Genomic DNA, 16,899 nt, shown 5'->3' with positions numbered 1-16,899 from the left:
CTTTGCGGTTCAACGCGTCCGCCATCCAGCGGTGACGCGCAGCAGTCCGCTTTTCTCTTCGTCAATAAGGAGCTATTGAGTGAGACATCACGAACCATCATCCCTTCGACCAATAGGATCCATCAGGGTCTTACGCAACGCTTGGCGGAAATACTCCCTGCTGATGGGGGGTGTCCTGTTCAGCGCAACTGCGACCGGCTCCGCATGCAGCTCGAGCTCACCGGAGGAGGAGCTGCACGGCACCGCGAAGCTCGCGGCGGGCACCGAGGACCCGACGTGCGTGACAATCCAGCGCGGGACGCTCGGCGCGGTTGAGGACGCAACGATCTGGGAGACGTACCCGACCTGGACCGACTCGACCGTGCTGCTCCGCACAGGCACGCTGGCCGGCTTCGGTGTGCGGCACGCCGTCCTGCGCTTCGACCTCTCGCCGGTGCCCACCGAGGCGCAGGTCGTCTCCGCCACGCTGCGCCTCCGGCAGATCTACCGGGACGATACCAGCACCAGCACCATCAACATCCATCGGATCCTCTCGCCGTGGACCGAGTCGACAGTGACCTGGCAGAGCCTGGCGAACGGCACCGATTTCGACTCGGCGATCGCGGCGTCATTTCAGTCGCTGCCCGGCGTCGGGATGCGTTCGGCCGATCTGACCGCGCTCACCGCGGCGTGGCTCGCGGGAACCACGCCGAATCACGGCGTGTTGATGGAAGAGGAGCCGGTCCTCACCACCTCCTTCCGGAGCAGTGAGGAGCCAAATGTGGCCGAGCGGCCGAGCCTCGAGGTCTGTTACACGACCGCGCCGGCTTGCACCGGCACGCTCGACGACGGCGACGCGTGCACGACCGATACCTGCGACCCGGTGCTGGGCATCCTGCATACGCCGATCGCGACCGACGACAGCGACCCGAGCACGATCGACACGTGCGACCCGGCGACCGGCGCGGTGACACACGTCGCCTGTCCGGCGCTGAACCCGACCGTGGCCACGCGGGTCATCGACGCCGTGAGCTGCATCTACCAGGGGCCGAACGCGCCGCAGACGGGCGTGACGGCGACGATCGCCCCGGCCTCTGTGGCGGTCGTCAAGGGCAAGGTCGCGACCCGGGCGGGCGTCCCGATCTCGGGCGTGAAGGTGAGCGTGCTTCACCACGGCGCGGGCAACGCGGAGAGCTTCGGGCAGGTCCTCACGCGCGCGGACGGGGCCTTCGAGCTGGTCGTGCGGGGAGGACAGCCGCTCACGATGAAGTACGAGAAGACCGGCTACCTGCCGGTGCAACGGCAGGTGGACACCCAGTGGCAGCGCTGGTCCGAAGCGCCCGACGTGGTGATGATCGGGAGCGATCCGGTGGTGACGCCCGTCGCGCTGGGGGGCTCGGCAGGAGCACAGGTGGCGCGCGGGAGCGTCCAGTCGGACGCGAGCGGCACGCGCCAGGCGACGTTGCTCGTCCCCTCGGGTACGACGGGGATGATGACCGTGCCGAACCCCAGCGGTCCGCCGGGGACCACGACCACGGTGGCGCTGCCGGCCGAGGTGCACGTGCGCGCGACGGAGTACACGGTCGGGCCGAACGGTCCCGAGGCGATGCCGGCGACCTTGCCGCCGACCAGCGGGTACACGTACGCGGTTGAGCTCGGGCTCGACGAGGCGGTCGCCGCCGGGGCGACGAAGGTCGAGTTCAACCAGCCCATTCCGTTCTATGTCGAGAACTTCCTCGATTTCCCGGTCGGGATGCACGTACCGCTCGGGTATTACGACGCGCAGAAGGCGGCGTGGGTGCCGGCGGACGACGGGCGCGTCATCGAGATCCTCGCCGTGAGCGGCGGGGTAGCGTCGGTCGATATCGATGGCGACGGCGTGGCCGACGGCGCGAGCGAGCTCGACGAGCTCGGGATCAGCGCCGAGGAGCTCGCGCAGCTGGCCACGGTGTATGCGGCGGGCACGAGCCTCTGGCGGGTCGAGGTCACACACTTCACCCCGTGGGACTGCAACTGGCCGGCCGGCCCGGGTCCCGGCGCCGGGCCGCCGCCAATCGGTCCTGGCGACGACGACGATGGGGGCGGCGACGGCGATGGGGGCGGCGACGGCGACGGCGACGGCGATGGGGGCGGCGACGGCGACGGCGACGGCGACGGCGACGATTCGGACCTGGACGAGCCCAGCCGCGAGTGTGGATCCATCATCGAATGCGAAACGCAGACGCTCGGGGAGCGGTTGCCCATCGTCGGGACGCCGTTCGGCCTTCACTACAAGAGCGATCGAACCGAGGGGCGCACCCGGGAGCTCCGTCGTCTCGTGATCCCCCTGACGGCGTCGACCGTGCCCCCCGACATCAAGCGGATCGAGCTCAAGGTGACCGTGGCGGGGAGGACGTTCGGGTCGACCATCGACTGCCCCTGCGGGCCGGACCAGCAGTACACGTTCGAGTGGGACGGCAGAGACGCGTTCGGGCGCCTGACCGTTGGAGGGCAGACGGCTACGGTGGACATCGATTACGTGTACGAAGCATTTTATTACGAGCCGGCCGCACTGGCATCGTCGAACCGGTCCTTCGGTTTTCCCTCCGATGTGATCCTCGCCGGGTATCGCGCGCGGAATGAGATCACCGTGGGCCGACGCTGGGAGAGCAAGCTCGGCGGATGGACCAACGACTCTCTCTCGCTCGGCGGCCTCAGCCTGAGCCATCACCACGTCTTCGATCCCAGCGTCTCCACGCTCTACCGTGGCGACGGCGGGCGCCGCACGGGCCGGAACATGGTCCCCATGGTCCGGCGCATCGCCGGCAATCCATCTCCTCCCATCGGTGGCTTGGACACCAATGGAATCCGCGCCGATTCGGTGTATGTTCAACGCCCCTTCGGAGTCGCGGTAGGACCGGACGGCAGCATCTACTATTCCGAGGATTCAACCCCCCGCGTCCGAAGAATCACACCCAACGGGATCGTCGCCACGATCGCCGGTGGCGTATCCGGTGGATTTAACGGTGATAATCAACCGGCGACGCAGGCGTGGCTGAGCGGTCCCAGGCAAGTTGCGATTGGGCCTGACGGTAGCATCTATATCGTTGAACAGCTGCGCGTCCGCGTGATTTTGCCCAATGGGATCATTGCCACCATCGCAGGAAATGGCTCCACAGGGACCCCGCCGCCCAATGGTGCGCTTGCCACTTCAGGTCCGCTGGCCGCTACTGCCGGCGGAGTGGTCGGCATTGCCGTGTCCAGTGACGGCAGCCTGTTCCTGGCATTCAACAGGGCAATTCGCAGGGTGGCAGCTGACGGGACCATCACGACCATTGCAGGTACGTTGGACAGCGTGCCTGCTGGGAGTTCCGGCGACGGCGGGCCCGCTGTCCAGGCTCGGTTCACCCTGATTCAGGGTCTGGCGCTCGGGCCGGATGGGTCGATCTACCTCTCGGATGCATCTGCAGGAGGAGTGGTCAACAACCGGATCCGACGAATCGATCGCAACGGCATCATCACCACGTTCGCGGGCAACGGCGGGACGAGCATCTCGGACGACGGCGTGTCCGCCGAATCGGCTCCGATCGGTGTTCCCGGCCCGTTGGCCGTTGGACCGGACGGCAGCGTGTACTTCGTCGCAGACCACACCAGCAATGTGGGCACTCCGACGGCCAAGTTCATCCGGCGCATCTCGCCTGCTGGGCTCCACCTCACCACGGTCGCTGGCAACCGAGCTACTCCTCCACTTCAGCAGTGCGGCGCCTCGCCCTGCGGTCTCGGCGGCCCACCGCTCGGGATCTGGTTCCGGGTGCCGACGGCGCTGGCGCTCGCTCCGGATGGCAGCTTGGTGTACACGGACGTCCGCCTCAACGGCATCTTCTACGGTGACATCATCGGCCGTGTCGAGAGGTCGCTCCCAGACGTCAAGGCGACCGACATCTCCGTCGCGAACGAAGACGGGACTGAGGTGTACACCTTCGACCAGCAAGGCAGGCACCTCACCACCCGCGACGCGCTCCTCGGCACCGTGCGCTATGCGTTCGGCTACGACGTCGCGGGCCGGCTGGTGACCATCACCGACGTCGACGCGCAGGTCACGACCATCCAGCGCAATGCGAACGGCGACCCGGTGGCCATCGTTGCGCCGACCTTACAGAGCACCTCGCTTACACTCGATGCCGAGGGCAACCTCTGGACGGTTACGAATCCGGCGAACGAGACGACGACACTCTTGTATTACCCGAACAGCGGCCTGCTCCAGTCGCTCGAGGACCCGCTCGGACGCCTGCACGGGTTCGAGTTCGACGGGAACGGACGCCTCATCAGGGACGAGGATCCGGCGGACGGCTACAAGCAGCTCACCCGGACCGAGACGGCCTCGGGCCAACGCGTGACGATCACGACCGCGATGGGGTTGACCCGCGGGTACGAGGTCGCAACGCTCCCGGACGGAAGCAAGCAACGCATCCGCACGGGATCGGACGGGCTCTCGACCGTCGAGCAAATCAGCACGAGCGGAGCAAAGACGACCACGGGGACGGACGGAACCCTGACCTCCGTCATCGTGCAAGGTGACCCGCGCTTCGGCATGCAGTCGCCGTTCGTCAGCAGCGAGATTACGACGACCCCCCTTGGACGAACAAAGCAGGTCACCCGGTCGCGCTCGGCGACCTTCTCGAATCCGAACGACGCGCTGACCATGAGCTCGTTCACCGAGATCATGTCGATCAACGGGCGAGCGTCCTCTCTCGTGTTCAACAAGGCCACGAGGGCGACCGTCCACACATCCCCTGCGGGGCGCCAGTCCACGGTCACCCTCACACCCGAGGGGCGCACCCAGCGCATCGCGGTGCCCGCGATCCTGCCAATGGATTTCACGTACTATCCAGATGGTCGCTTGAGCGCGCGAACCCAGGGAGCCAGGACGTGGACGTACACGTACGAAGATAACGGCTGGCTCACGACGGCAACCGATCCACTGCTCAACACCGTCTCTTTCCTTCACGATGCGGTCGGCCGCTCCACGCAGGTGACGAGGGCCGACGACGAGGTGATCGGAACGAGCTACTATCCCGGCGGGCTCGTCCACACGGTGACGCCGCCGGACCGGCCGGCGCACACATTCGGTTATACGCCGGCAGATCTCCTGGAGGAATACCTGGCTCCGGCCGTCGGCGGTGCTCCCGGAAATACCTCGTGGTCCTACGATCTGGACGGCATGCTCACGAGCTCGGCGCGGCCGGGTGAGTCCGCGACAGGCTACACGCGGGACCCGTCTACGGGTCGCCTCAGCCAGGTGGCGCTGCCGATGGGGATGGGCACCATCAGCTACGCCTATCATCCGTCGACTGGAAGACTCACGACCATCGCCGGTCCTTCAGGTGTCTCGCTCAATTTTGCCTACGATGGCATGCTCTTGACCGGCCTGACGTGGACAGGAGCCGGGTTCGGGGGCAATTCCTCGAGTGTGCAGTGGGTCTACGACAACGACTTCCGCATCGATACGGAGACCGTGGGCAGCGGTGCGACCATCAATTTCGACTACGACGCAGACGGCCTCCTCACCCAAGCGGGCGGGCTCACGCTCTCCCGGCATCCCAACAACGGGACGTACACCGGGAGCACGATCGGCGTCGTGAGCGATACAATCACCCGCGACGCCTACGGCGCAGTGGCGACGTACGTCGCGCAGGCGAGCGGCTCGACGCTGTACGAGGTGGCAACTACGCCCGACGCTCTAGGGCGCATCCAGAGCATGATGGAGACGATACAAGGGCAGACCGCGACATACGAGTATGTTCGCGACCTCGCCGGCCGTCTTACCGACGTGTATCGCGATGGCGTGATCGCGGCGCACTACGATTACAACGCGAACGGGAATCGCCTGTCGCGAACGTCGCCCGCGGGGACGGAGAGCGGTACGTATGATGACCAGGATCGGCTCCTGAGCTATGCGCTCAAGACCTACGGGGTGAGCTCGGCGGGCGACCTTACGAGCATCACCGATACGGTCACGGGAGCGACGACGACGCTCACGTACGACGCACGCGGTAACCTCCGCCAGGCAGTTCTGGGCACCGGTGACGTGATCGAGTACCTGGTGGATGGGGGGGACCGCCGGATCTGGAAGAAGAAGAACGGCGCGGTGGTGCAGGGGTTCATCTACCGCGACGACCTGCGACCCGCGGCGGAGCTCAATGCCGCGGGCGCGGTGGTGGCGCAGTTCGTCTACGGTCAGGGTCGCAACGTCCCTGATCTCATCCTGAAGGGTGCGGCGACCTACCGGATTCTGACGGACCATCGGGACAGCCCGCGCCTGGTCGTCAACATCGCGACCGGAGCGATAGCGCAACGCCTCGACTATGATGAGTTCGGCCGCCTTCTCCAGGACACGAACCCGGGCTTCCAGCCGTTCGGCTTCGCCGGCGGGCTATACGACGCCGACACGAAGCTGGTGCGCTTTGGAGCGCGCGATTATGACGCGGAGGTGGGGCGGTGGACGGCGAAGGATCCGATTCGGTTTGACGGCGGGGACACGAACCTGTACGGGTACGTGCTCAACGATCCGATCAGCTTCACGGATCCGAACGGCCTCGGCCCCGTCGGGTTGTTGGATTGCCTTCTGAGCGGACGTAGCTTGACGGATTGCTTGGGGGAAGAGAAGGCCAAGTTCGGTTCTAATTCTGGATCCGATTCTGAGCCTGGGTCCGATTCTGGGCCGGGATCGCATCCTGGGGAAAGGCCGAAACCGAAGAATGGATTTGGGATGTGTCCCGCGAACCCATACCGGGATCCGCCGGAGCCCGATTGGAAGAAGAAGATGAAGAGCTGCAGCGGGACGTCCGGTAGTGCACGCGTCAAGTGCTGCGCGGACGTGTGCGACGCGCGCGATCTTGGCGCGGTCGCCAGTGGCATGTGCTTTGGTCAATGCCTGCTGCAATGAACGCTGCGAGCGAGAGATGAACAAGTCGATCGACGAGATTCTTGTCGAATTCACCAGTGGGTATGGCCCAGAGGAATTCTGGATTCTCTCGCTGAGCGACGCTGAGATTGTCGAGCGACTGCGGGCTATCGGGAATCATCCATGCTCCGCCTTGGCCGAATACCTTGAATCGTTGCTCGTTCGGGTCCAAGTTGATCCAGCGTCGATCAAGCGCGAGCTAGAGGAGTCAGCGGGTTCCGTATCTGGTGGCTTTACGAGTTGGCTAGATCCCAATGAGAAAACGGCCGACGGCCTCGACGCATGGGTCGCCTATCATCTGGCCAATTGTCGGGCCATCGCCCGAAGCTTGATCCTGAATTGGGTCAAGCAGGAATCCTACTTGTCGAGCGTGCCCCCCTCCTCCACCCCCTCCGATCCGGAATGATCTACCGCGGGCTGCGGCTGCGTTAAGCCGTCATCGACGGACGAGCGCCGGCCGCGTGCCCGCGGGCGCCCCACACCCGACCGCGCCGCCGCCAGCGACGGACTCCTCGGCGAGGCGCCCACGCAGGCGGCGCGCCCTTAGCCCAGCCGCATCACGCGAACGCGTTGTGCCGCACGATGGTCGCCTCGCGATCCGCGCCGACCGACACGCCGGTCTCCTTCTCGACCAGCTCCACATAGTGCCGCGCCGCTGCCGGCAGCTCCGTCATGGAGCGGGCGCCGTCGATCGGCTCGCTCCACTCGGCCACCGACTCCAGCACCGACTTCGCCGTCGCGATCTCGTCGACCCTCCGCGCGTGACATCCGATCCGGCGAGGCGCAACGTGAATGAACGCGATGAGGAGGATGGCGAGCGCGGCGACGTCATCCCTGACGCCCCCCTGGCCGCACCCTGCCGGGGCACGACTTCGCGGGTCAACCGGCGTCGGCGGCGCCAATGCACGTCGCGCACCCGATCCTCGACTGCCCCTTCCCGGCTTGATGGCTCCCCATCATGTCCGGAAAGACGCTCGCGCGCCCTTCAGCGCGAGGCGACGTCCTGCCCGCGCTGCTGCGCGGGGAACGGGTTCGGCCACAGCGGCAGGAGCGACTGCCGGTAGACGGTGAGGCGCAGCAGGTCGATGCCCGCGATGGCGGCGAACGCCATGGCCTTGTCGGTCCCGTAGCTCCCCTGGAGCGAGAGGCTGATGCCGAGCGGCGCCCCCAGCGTGAGCGCGCCGGCCACGCCCGTGGAACCTGCGCCCCAGAAGCGGCGGTAGCCGCCCGCGTCGAGGGCGAGGCCCAGCTGGCCTGCCTGGAAGCCGCGCGTCGCGACCCGGGCGAGCAGCGCGAGATCGATGCCGCTGTCGAGGATCGGCGTCGCGCGCATCAGGCCGCCGACGATGACGGGCGCGTCGGGCGTGGTCCCGACGCCGACGTCGCACGACAGCGCGCCGTCGAAGACGAGATCGCTTTCGCCCTGCTTCCAGCCGATCGCGCCGGCGCCCACGAAGGTCCACGCGGAGGCGTCCGCGCGCGACGGCGAGGACCAGGCGAGCGGGGCGAGCAAGGCCCCGAGGGCGGCGAGGCAGGCGATGGGCGAGCGCACGCGAGCGAGCTACCACGAAGCGCCGAGCGGGGATAGGTCACCGCGCGGGGCCGCGCCGCTCGACGATGCGCCGCGCCACGAGCGCGGCCACCTCGGGATCGAAGAGGAGCGTGTTGTGCCCCCGCCCCTCCATCACCCGCACCTCGCCGCCCGGCAGCGCGTGCGCGATGGGCGAGCGGACCAGCGTGTCGGCCCCCGCGACGATCGACAGGTGCGGGATGCTCGACCGCGCCGTCCCGAGGAGGACGCGCCGGAGGACCGGGCTCGACGCGTCGAGATCGCGCGCGCCGCCGAAGCCGAGCAGCCCTGCGCGCGGGATGCCGCCGAACGGGCTCGCCATGGAGATGGTCTGCACGACGCGCGGATCGCCGACCTCCTGCGCGAAGAAGCGGCACACGATGCCGCCCATGCTGTGGCCGACGAGGTGCAAGCGCGCCCCGTCCGGGAGCGCCGCGACGAGCGCCGCGAGGCGCGCCGACAGCGCCTCGACGCCGGGCCCCGGCGCGTAGGACATCGTCGCCGTGTGGACCGACCACGACGGCTCGGCGCGCGCCGGGTCCGTCCGACCGCGCGCCCGCGAGGCGCGAGACATCGCGGCGTGGCGCTCGATCGCCGTGCGCAACGGCCGGAGGACGCCGGCGGAGGCGAAGAGCCCGTGAAGGATGACCACCACCTCGTCGCCGTCGCGCGCCCCGTCAGGGATCACCGGCGCGAGGGTGTCGTACGGCAGGAGGACCGCCTGCCTCGCGAACGAGGCCACCTCCCTGCCAGCTGTCGCCGCGAAGGCCGACGCACGGAACCACCTCGCCACGTGGTGGCTCTTACCATGGATCCGTCGCGCGACGTCCTCGTGGCTCGCGACGCGCTGTGTCGCGGGCGCGCGCCGCGAGGACGCCGCGCGGGCCGCACGGAGGCCGATCACGGCCGCAGCAGCCAGACATGGAAGCTGCGGAACGTCCCCCGGAGCGCGCGGATCCGGACAAGGTCCCCCGGCGCGACGTCGCGCAGCGGCACCCGGATCTCGGACCAGCGGTCCAGAGGGCGCTCTGGCACCTCGACGCGCGCCTCGTCCGCGGCGCGCTCGACCGCCACGCCGATCGCGATCGGGCCGCCCCCGTCGGTGCGCAGCGCGAGCACGGCGGGCCCGAGGGCGCTCGCGGCGGCCGCGGCGGCCGCGGCGGTCGCTCCGATTGCGAACGACTGCTCGCGCCCCTCGGGGATGATCCTGCCGGCGTCGAACCGCGGCGCGCCGCCGCCGTCGCTCCCGTCGCGCAGCACGGCGCCGACGACCCAGCCGCCGCGCGGCGACGGGAACGCGTAGCCGTGCGCGCGCTCGTCGACCAGGTCGGCGATGTCCACCTCGTCGATGGCCCCGTCGCGGCGCTCCCCCGGCGGCGCGAGCGCCGACCAGTCCGCCTCGTAGATCACCTTCTCGTCCGCGGCGCACATCACGTTGTCCTCGATCTTCACCGCGTCGACGCGCCGGCCGAAGACGTCCGCGAGCCCGCCCCACCACGAGGGGTACAGGGCGAAGACGTCGGGCCGCTCGGCGGCGTCGAGCCGCTCGATGAGCTCGACGACGGCCGGCACCCCGTGCACCGAGGCCCGCGCGAACGGCATCCCCCGGTACCCGCCGAGCCCGAGCCCGTCGATGGCGGGGATCCCCGACAGGTACGGGATCGCGCCCGCGTCGCCGACCAGCACCCGCCGCGGCGCTCGGTGTTGGCGCGCGCGCGCGGCCAGGCGCCGCGCGACCTCGACCTGCTGCCCGGCGATGTTGGCCGAGGAGCGGGCGAAGTGGTCGATCTGCCGCGCGAACCACGCCGAGGGCGCCGCGAGCGCCGCGAGCGCGAGCGCCGCGGCGACGCCGGCCGCGAGCCGCCCCCGCCGCGCGAGCGCCTCGGTCCCGAGGGCCGCGGCGACGAGCAGCATCGCGAGCGCCGGGGCGGCGTAGCGGAGGTTCTGGTAGCGCGCCGTCGCGTTGAGCGCGACGAGGAGCAGCGAGCCGTAGGCGCCGATCAGGAGCGGCACGGCGAGGCGCCGCGTCCGCCGGTCGAGCGCCGCGATCGCGCCGAGCAGCGGCAAGAGGAAGGCGTAGGACGGGCCGCCGAGCGCGCTGTCCAGCGCCTGCACCCGCAGCGCGGCGAGGTTCTTGATCACCTCCAGCGCCTTCTCGAGCGGCGCCGGGTACGGGTTCGAGAGGATGAGCTTGCGCACCGCCCCCGCGGCGCTCCACTCCCCCGTGAGCGCGCGGTTCGCGGCGGCCTGCGCGCCGAGGAGCAGCGCGGTCGGCAGGGACGCGCGCGCGAGCGACGCCGCCGCGCCCAGCGAGCCCGCCGCGTGGGCCACGGCGACCGCGAGCGGCGCCGCGAGCGCGACGGCCTCGGGCCGGGTCGCGACGAGCAGCGCGGCGAGGAGCCCTGCCCGGAGCTGCTCGGCCGGGCGCTGCGCCGGCGGGGCGAGCTCGGCGCGCCGCACCGCGACGAGCGCCCGGCCCATCACCGCGCCGAGCAGCGCGACCTCCATCCCGGAGAACCAGCTCCAGTCGAGCAGCGGCACGGCCACGACGAAGAGCGGCGCGGCCCAGGCGACCCAGCGGGAGGAGGCGGCGCCCGGCCCGCCGCGCGGATCGAGGAGCCACCGGAGCGATCGGCAGAGGTCGAGCAGCGCGGCGCACGCGAGGAGCGCGGCGAAGAGGCCGAGCCACGCGCCGCGAAACCCGAGCAGGTACCCGGGCGCCAGGGCGAGAGGGTACGCCAGGCTGGTCCCGCCCGAGGAGTAGCCGTTGCCCGGGATCCACGAGAACGGGTGGCCCAGGGCCGCGGCGCGGGCGAACCCGAAGTGGATGTAGACGTCGTCGAGGGGCGCCGGCCAGACGCCGCCCGTCCTCGCGAGCGCGGGCCCGTAGAACGCCGCGGCGGCGCCGAGCACCGGGATCGCGGCGCTCGCGTGCCACAAGAGCGGCCGGATCCGCGGCGGGCGCCTCACCGCCCGGCCGGTACCACGAAGGAGCCCAGGACGGCGCGCCGATTCTGGCTAGACTGCGCGCCATGGTGCTCAGAGCCGTGGTGGACGAATCGATCGACGCCGCCCACTGGGAGGCCGTCGAGGAGGCGGCCGAGCTCCTGCAAGAGGAGCAAGTCCAGGAGGCGCTCGTCGCGCTGCGCGACGTGATCAAGGCCTCCCCGTCGAACCCGTACGCGTACAACCTGCTCGGGCACGCGCTCTACGAGCTCGGCCAGCTCGAGCCGGCGCGCGACGCTTACCGCGCCGCCGTGCGGCTCGCGCCGAGCTTCCTCGGGGCGCGGGTCGCCCTGTCGCACGCGCTCCGTCGCCTCGGCGACACGGACGGCGCGACCGCGCAGGCGAAGGAGGCGCTCCGCCGGTTCCCGAAGGACGGCGAGGCGATGCACGCGATGGGGCTGGCGTACGCGGCCCGCGGCAACCGCGCGCTCGCGCGGAAGCACCTCCAGGGCTTCCTGGACGCGGGCCCGGAGGTCGAGGCCGCGATGGAGGTGCGGCAGATCCTCGAGATGCTCGGCGTCGGGGGCGACGACGAGCCGCTCCAGTTCGAGTAGCCTTCTCCCGGCGCACGCGCGCGCTCGGCGCGCCGGAGGCAAGGAACTCGATGGTGACCACCCCGCACTTCGATCTCATCATCCTCGGCACGGGGCCGGGCGGCGAAGGCGCCGCCATGACGGCCGCGAAGCACGGCAAATCGGTCGCGGCGATCGAGCGCTACGCGCGGGTCGGCGGGGGCTGCACCCACTGGGGGACGATCCCCAGCAAGGCGCTGCGCCGCGCGATTTACCACATGAACCTGATCAACCAGAGCCCCATCTACAAGCGGATGGATGTGGTTCCGGAGTACCCGTTCGCCGAGCTCCTCGCGACCGCGAACCGCGTCATCGACGAGCAGGTCGACCTGCGGGAGAGCTTCTACGACCGGAACCGCGTCCAGCTCGTTCCGGGGCAGGCCAGGTTCGTCGATCCGCACACGATCGAGGTGGAGAGCGACGGCGGCCAGCGCCGGCGGTACACGGCCGACAGCTTCGTCATCGCGACCGGCTCGCGCCCGTACCGGCCGGCCGACATCGACTTCAGCCACCCGCGCGTCTTCGACAGCGACACGCTGCTGCGCATGGATCACACCCCCCGGAGCATCACCATCTTCGGGGCCGGCGTCATCGGCTGCGAGTACGCGTCGATGCTGCGCAACATGCAGGTCGCCGTGAACCTCGTGAACACGCGCTCCCATCTCCTGGAGTTCCTCGACGACGAGATCACCGACGCGCTCGGCTACCACTTCTGCGACAAGGGGATCCGCGTGCTGAACGGCGAGGAGCACGAGGCGGTCGAGGCGACGAAGGAGGGCGTCGTGCTCTCCCTGAAGAGCGGGAAGAAGCTCCGGAGCGAGGTCTTCCTCTGGGCCAACGGGAGGTCGGGCAACACGGCCGATCTCGGCCTGGAGAGCGTCGGCATCACGCCGAACAAGCGCGGTCAGCTCGAGGTGAGCGAGACCTTCCAGACGAGCCAGCCGCACATCTACGCGGTCGGCGACGTGGTCGGCTTCCCGGCGCTCGCGAGCGCGAGCTACGACCAGGGCCGGTACGCGGCCAGCCACCTCTGCGGCCACGCCGACGACAAGCTGGTCCGGGACATCCCCACGGGCATCTACACGACGCCGGAGATCTCGTCGCTGGGCAAGAGCGAGCGGGAGCTCACGGCGGAGAAGGTGCCCTACGAGGTGGGGAAGTCGACGTTCAAGACGCTCGCGCGCGCGCAGATCACGGGCCAGCAGGTCGGGATGCTGAAGCTGATCTTCCACCGCGAGACGCTCGCGCTGCTCGGCATCCACTGCTTCGGCGAGAACGCCGCGGAGATCATCCACATCGGGCAGGCGATCATGTCGCAACCTGCGCCGCACAACACGATCCGGTACTTCGTGAACACGACGTTCAACTACCCCACCATGGCCGAGGCGTACCGCGTCGCGGCGCTCGACGGGCTGGGGCGCGTGTTCTGAAGGCGCGGCTCCCGGGCGCACCCGGGCCCGCCCCTGGCAGCGTCCGGCGAGGCCGTGGCGCGCGTCAGGACGGTCGAGCGGGGCAGCCGTGCGCGGGCGCTCGGATCGGCGGTTGCCAGGGTGCGGCCCGGCGGCGATACTCTCCGAAGGAGCACGCTGTCATGGCCGCCGCTGCACCCCTCCTCGCCCCCGCTGCCGGCGCCGCCGACGCTGTCGCGGCGGACGGCTCGGAAGACCAGCTCTTCGTCGTTCATGACGTCTCGTGGGAGCAGTACGAGGCCATCCTGGCCGCCCTCGGCGACCGGGCTGGCGTGCGGGTGACGTACTGCGAGGGAGTGCTGGAGCTGATGAGCCCGGGCGGACCGCACGAGGGGCGGAAGACGATCCTGGCCCGCCTCGTCGAGGCCTACGCGGAGGAGGCGGAGCTGCCGCTCAGCGGGTACGGCAGCATGACCGTCCGCAAGAAGCTCGCGCAGCGGGGGGTCGAGCCGGATGAGTGCTATGTGCTCGGGACGGTCGAGGACGGGGAGATCCCGGAGCTCGCGATCGAGATCATCGAGAAGAGCGGGACGATCAACAAGCTCTCCGTCTATGCGGGTCTCGGCGTTCCCGAGGTCTGGTTTTTGAAGAAGGGAGAGCTCTCCATCCACCTCCTCGGCCCGGACGGCTACGCGGAGGCGGGGCAGAGCCGGCTCCTGCCGGGGCTCGACGTCGCGGGGCTGACGGAGTTCATGCTGCGCAAGGGCGATCAGACGACCGTGGTGCGCGCGTGGCGCGCGAGGCTCCGGGAGCGGGGCGAAAGGTGAGCTCGGTCCGCTGAGCGACGAAGCGCCGTCTACCGAGGCGCTTCGAGGCCAGCCCCCTACCCCCTGCCGCTCGCCCGCGCCGCGCACGCCGCGGCGATCGCTTCAGCCCCCGCCTCCCGCGCCGCGATCTCGCATGCGCGCCACGCCGCGAGCCGCTCCGGCCCCGCGGCGCCCCGCGGCGCCGCCGCGATCCGCGCCTCGACCGAGCGCGCGAAGGCGTCCAGCGCCGCCTCGTCCCCGCGCTCCGACAGGAGCCCGCCCAGCGTGAGCGCCGCGTGCGCGACCTGCCGCTCCGCGCCCGGGTACATCTCCTCCGCGAGCGCCTCGACGAGCGCCGGGACGTCGCGGCGCGCCGCGGCCTCGCGCGCCCGCACCTCGGGCGCCGCGGCCTCGGCCCCTGCGACGCCGAGGCGCCGCTCCAGGTAGCCGACCACCGAGCGGGCGACGCGCTGGAACGAGGCGAGGCCGTCGGTCGGCGCCTCGAGCACGCCGCCCCCGGCGCGCGCGCCCGCGACGTCGAGGTCGAGCACGATGACGAGATCCTCCCGCTCCCCGATGACCAGGAGGTCGCGCGCCCAGTCGAGCGAGCGCTCCTCCGCGAGCCACGCCGTCGCCCGCGCGACGTCGCCACGCGGCAGGATGAGCGTGCCGTCCGGGAGCGCGATGCCGTCCGCCGCCGCGTAGAGCGCCGCGAGATCCGGCGGCTCGGCCAGCGCGAGGGACCACGCGCCCGCCCCTGCCGCCGGGGGCCGCGCCTCGACGCCGGCGCATGCGAGCAGCGCGGCGATGCGCGACGCGAGCACGCCGGCCGCGCTCACGGCGCCCGCCGGCAGCTGCAGCGGCAAGCCCCTCGCCAGGGCATGCATCTCGGTGCCGCGGGGCGGCGCGAACGTGTCGCCGGTGCCAACCGGTTGATGCTCTCGGTCATGTAGATGCTCTTCGGCGCGACGCCGTCGTGGGGCGCGACGAACAGGCGCGCAGCGTAGTGGATCGGTTCGACCACGTCGACGATCGACTGCGCGAGCGAATCGCTGGGTGGAGCTCGTGCTCCGCGCTCCGGTGAGCCCGGAGCAGCCGTCGAGCCGGACCAGGCCGCCCTCGCGGCGCAGGCTGTTCGGCCATGGCCGCTCTGTTCTTCGTCCATGCTCTCACCCACTACGTTCCAGACGACGACGCGCAGCGTACGCCGCGCGCGGCGAGCGCCAGACGAGCGCCAGACGGGCGAGGAGAGCAAGGAGAGCGAGGAAAGCGAGGCCGATCCGCGCGTTCCGTCGCGACGTGGCCGACTCCGACCTCGGCGAGCGGGCGCCGCAGCGCGCGCCGACCGGGGTGACTTCGGCTTGTGCTTCATATATATATGATTTAGGTGCTCCGGATGTCCCTGGAAGGCAGGATCGCGCTCGTCACGGGTGGGGGTCGCGGCATCGGCCGGGCGATCGCCGAGCGGCTCGCGCAGGGCGGCGCGCGCGTGGCCGTCGCAGGCCGCACGCAGGCCGAGATCGAGGAGACGGCGGCGGCCATCGGGGGCGTCGCCGTCCGGCTCGACGTCGGCGATCGCGAGGGCGCGCCGCCGGCGATCGCCGCGCTCGAAGCCCAGCTCGGGCGCATCGACGTGCTCGTCAACAACGCGGGCGTCGCCGAGAGCGCGCCGTTCGACAGGACGAGCGACGCGCTCTGGGACCGCATGCTCGCGGTCAACGTGACCGGCGCCTTCGCGCTCTGCCGCGCCCTGATCCCGAAGATGATCGCGCGCGGGTTCGGGCGCGTCGTCAATGTCGCCTCGACCGCCGGGCTCGTCGGGTGCGCCTACTCGACCGCGTACTGCGCGTCGAAGCACGCCATGATCGGAATGACCCGCGCCATCGCGCTGGAGATCGCCCGGACGCCGGTGACCATCAACTGCGTCTGCCCCGGGTGGGTGAACACGAGGATGGCGGACGAGGCGATCTCCCGCATCGCGGAGAAGACCGGGCGGGGCGAGGACGCGGCGCGGCGGTCGCTCGAGTCGATGTCGCCTCAGGGCCGGATGGTCGAGCCCGGCGAGGTCGCGCTCGTCGTGGCGATGCTCTGCAGCGACGAGGCGCGCAGCATTCATGGCCAGGCGATCCCGGTCGACGGGGGGCAGGTGATGCGATGAACGGCGATCTCGAGATCGTGCAGCCGACCGGGTGGCCTGCGCCGCGAGGCTACGCCAACGGCGTCGTGACGAGCGGCAGGACGCTGCACATCGCGGGGCAGATCGGGTGGGACCCGGCGTCCGGGCGGTTCCGGAGCGACGATCTGGCCGAGCAGTTCGCCCAGGCGCTCGACAACGTGCTCGCGGTCGTCGCGGCCGCCGGCGGGGAGCCGGGCGACGTCGCCCGCATGACCGTCTACGTGACCGATCTCGAGGCGTACAGGGGCTCGCTCCGCGCGATCGGCGCCGCGTGGCGGGCGCGGTTCGGCAAGCACTTCCCGGCGATGGCCCTCCTCGGCGTCGCGGGGCTCGTCGAGCGGCGCGCGCTCGTGGAGATCGAGGCCGTCGCGGCGCTCGACGCGCGCCGCGGGGGCGAGGGCGGCCCGTGAGGCGCGGGGCGCCGGCGAGGCGGCCGCT

The 16,899-nt window shown here is 70.5% G+C and carries 11 protein-coding genes and 1 pseudogene; 7 read left to right on the top strand and 5 right to left on the bottom strand.

Features of this window, described 5'->3' with window-relative positions:
* Nucleotides 1-163: 163 nt before the first annotated feature.
* On the top strand, nucleotides 164-6,904 hold the full coding sequence (locus tag WME95_RS11540) for a DNRLRE domain-containing protein (protein WP_437908433.1): 6,741 nt from the start codon (nucleotides 164-166) through the stop codon (nucleotides 6,902-6,904).
* A gap of 16 nt (nucleotides 6,905-6,920) precedes the next feature.
* Entirely contained in the window at nucleotides 6,921-7,328 is a 408-nt protein-coding gene (locus WME95_RS11535; protein WP_437908432.1) for a hypothetical protein, read from the top strand.
* 151 nt (nucleotides 7,329-7,479) lie between these two features.
* Here the strand turns inward: WME95_RS11535 and WME95_RS11530 are convergent.
* The 4 genes and pseudogenes from WME95_RS11530 to WME95_RS11515 all read right to left on the bottom strand — a co-directional run.
* Nucleotides 7,480-7,674, bottom strand: a pseudogene (locus tag WME95_RS11530) (adenylosuccinate synthetase); the annotation flags it as partial.
* Nucleotides 7,675-7,907: 233 nt separating this feature from the next.
* Nucleotides 7,908-8,474, bottom strand: coding sequence for a hypothetical protein (locus WME95_RS11525; RefSeq protein ID WP_437908431.1), 567 nt, complete (start codon nucleotides 8,472-8,474; stop codon nucleotides 7,908-7,910).
* A 37-nt stretch (nucleotides 8,475-8,511) separates the two neighbouring features.
* On the bottom strand, nucleotides 8,512-9,285 hold the full coding sequence (locus tag WME95_RS11520; RefSeq protein WP_437551807.1) for an esterase/lipase family protein: 774 nt from the start codon (nucleotides 9,283-9,285) through the stop codon (nucleotides 8,512-8,514).
* 107 nt (nucleotides 9,286-9,392) lie between these two features.
* Nucleotides 9,393-11,432, bottom strand: a complete 2,040-nt coding sequence (locus WME95_RS11515; RefSeq protein WP_437908430.1) for a hypothetical protein — start codon at nucleotides 11,430-11,432, stop codon at nucleotides 9,393-9,395.
* Nucleotides 11,433-11,524: 92 nt separating this feature from the next.
* Between WME95_RS11515 and WME95_RS11510 the strand changes: the two genes are divergently transcribed.
* From WME95_RS11510 to WME95_RS11500, 3 genes are all read left to right on the top strand, one after another.
* A complete protein-coding gene (locus WME95_RS11510) occupies nucleotides 11,525-12,052 on the top strand; it encodes a tetratricopeptide repeat protein (protein ID WP_437551803.1) in 528 nt (175 codons plus the stop codon).
* Between the two features lie 50 nt (nucleotides 12,053-12,102).
* Complete coding sequence (sthA, locus tag WME95_RS11505) at nucleotides 12,103-13,500, top strand: Si-specific NAD(P)(+) transhydrogenase (RefSeq protein ID WP_437551801.1); 1,398 nt, start codon at nucleotides 12,103-12,105, stop codon at nucleotides 13,498-13,500.
* Between the two features lie 161 nt (nucleotides 13,501-13,661).
* Nucleotides 13,662-14,306, top strand: a complete 645-nt coding sequence (locus WME95_RS11500; protein ID WP_437908429.1) for a Uma2 family endonuclease — start codon at nucleotides 13,662-13,664, stop codon at nucleotides 14,304-14,306.
* 56 nt (nucleotides 14,307-14,362) lie between these two features.
* Here the strand turns inward: WME95_RS11500 and WME95_RS11495 are convergent, their stop codons facing one another.
* Nucleotides 14,363-15,151, bottom strand: coding sequence for a hypothetical protein (locus tag WME95_RS11495; RefSeq protein WP_437908428.1), 789 nt, complete (start codon nucleotides 15,149-15,151; stop codon nucleotides 14,363-14,365).
* A 530-nt stretch (nucleotides 15,152-15,681) separates the two neighbouring features.
* On the opposite strand from WME95_RS11495, the gene WME95_RS11490 reads away from it, so the two are divergent.
* Together WME95_RS11490 and WME95_RS11485 are read left to right on the top strand one after the other, a co-directional pair.
* Nucleotides 15,682-16,443, top strand: a complete 762-nt coding sequence (locus tag WME95_RS11490) for an SDR family NAD(P)-dependent oxidoreductase (protein WP_437908427.1) — start codon at nucleotides 15,682-15,684, stop codon at nucleotides 16,441-16,443.
* Nucleotides 16,440-16,871, top strand: a complete 432-nt coding sequence (locus tag WME95_RS11485) for a RidA family protein (RefSeq protein ID WP_437908426.1) — start codon at nucleotides 16,440-16,442, stop codon at nucleotides 16,869-16,871. Before WME95_RS11490 ends, WME95_RS11485 begins: the two co-directional genes overlap by 4 nt.
* Nucleotides 16,872-16,899: the final 28 nt, after the last annotated feature.

The sequence above is a fragment of the Sorangium sp. So ce327 genome, from assembly GCF_051530205.1.
In the GTDB taxonomy this organism is placed as follows: domain Bacteria; phylum Myxococcota_A; class Polyangia; order Polyangiales; family Polyangiaceae; genus Sorangium; species Sorangium cellulosum_B.
The sequence above is the reverse complement of the archived record's forward strand: the minus strand, read 5'-3'. Positions and strand labels throughout refer to the sequence as shown.

Bases quoted from the DNA above. Each gene is read 5' to 3' on its own strand.
- WME95_RS11540 (WP_437908433.1), top strand. From the start codon at position 164: ATGGGGGGTGTCCTGTTCAGCGCAACTGCGACCGGCTCCGCATGCAGC.
- WME95_RS11535 (WP_437908432.1), top strand. From the start codon at position 6,921: ATGAACAAGTCGATCGACGAGATTCTTGTCGAATTCACCAGTGGGTAT.
- WME95_RS11510 (WP_437551803.1), top strand. From the start codon at position 11,525: ATGGTGCTCAGAGCCGTGGTGGACGAATCGATCGACGCCGCCCACTGG.
- sthA (WP_437551801.1), top strand. From the start codon at position 12,103: ATGGTGACCACCCCGCACTTCGATCTCATCATCCTCGGCACGGGGCCG.
- WME95_RS11500 (WP_437908429.1), top strand. From the start codon at position 13,662: ATGGCCGCCGCTGCACCCCTCCTCGCCCCCGCTGCCGGCGCCGCCGAC.
- WME95_RS11490 (WP_437908427.1), top strand. From the start codon at position 15,682: ATGTCCCTGGAAGGCAGGATCGCGCTCGTCACGGGTGGGGGTCGCGGC.
- WME95_RS11485 (WP_437908426.1), top strand. From the start codon at position 16,440: ATGAACGGCGATCTCGAGATCGTGCAGCCGACCGGGTGGCCTGCGCCG.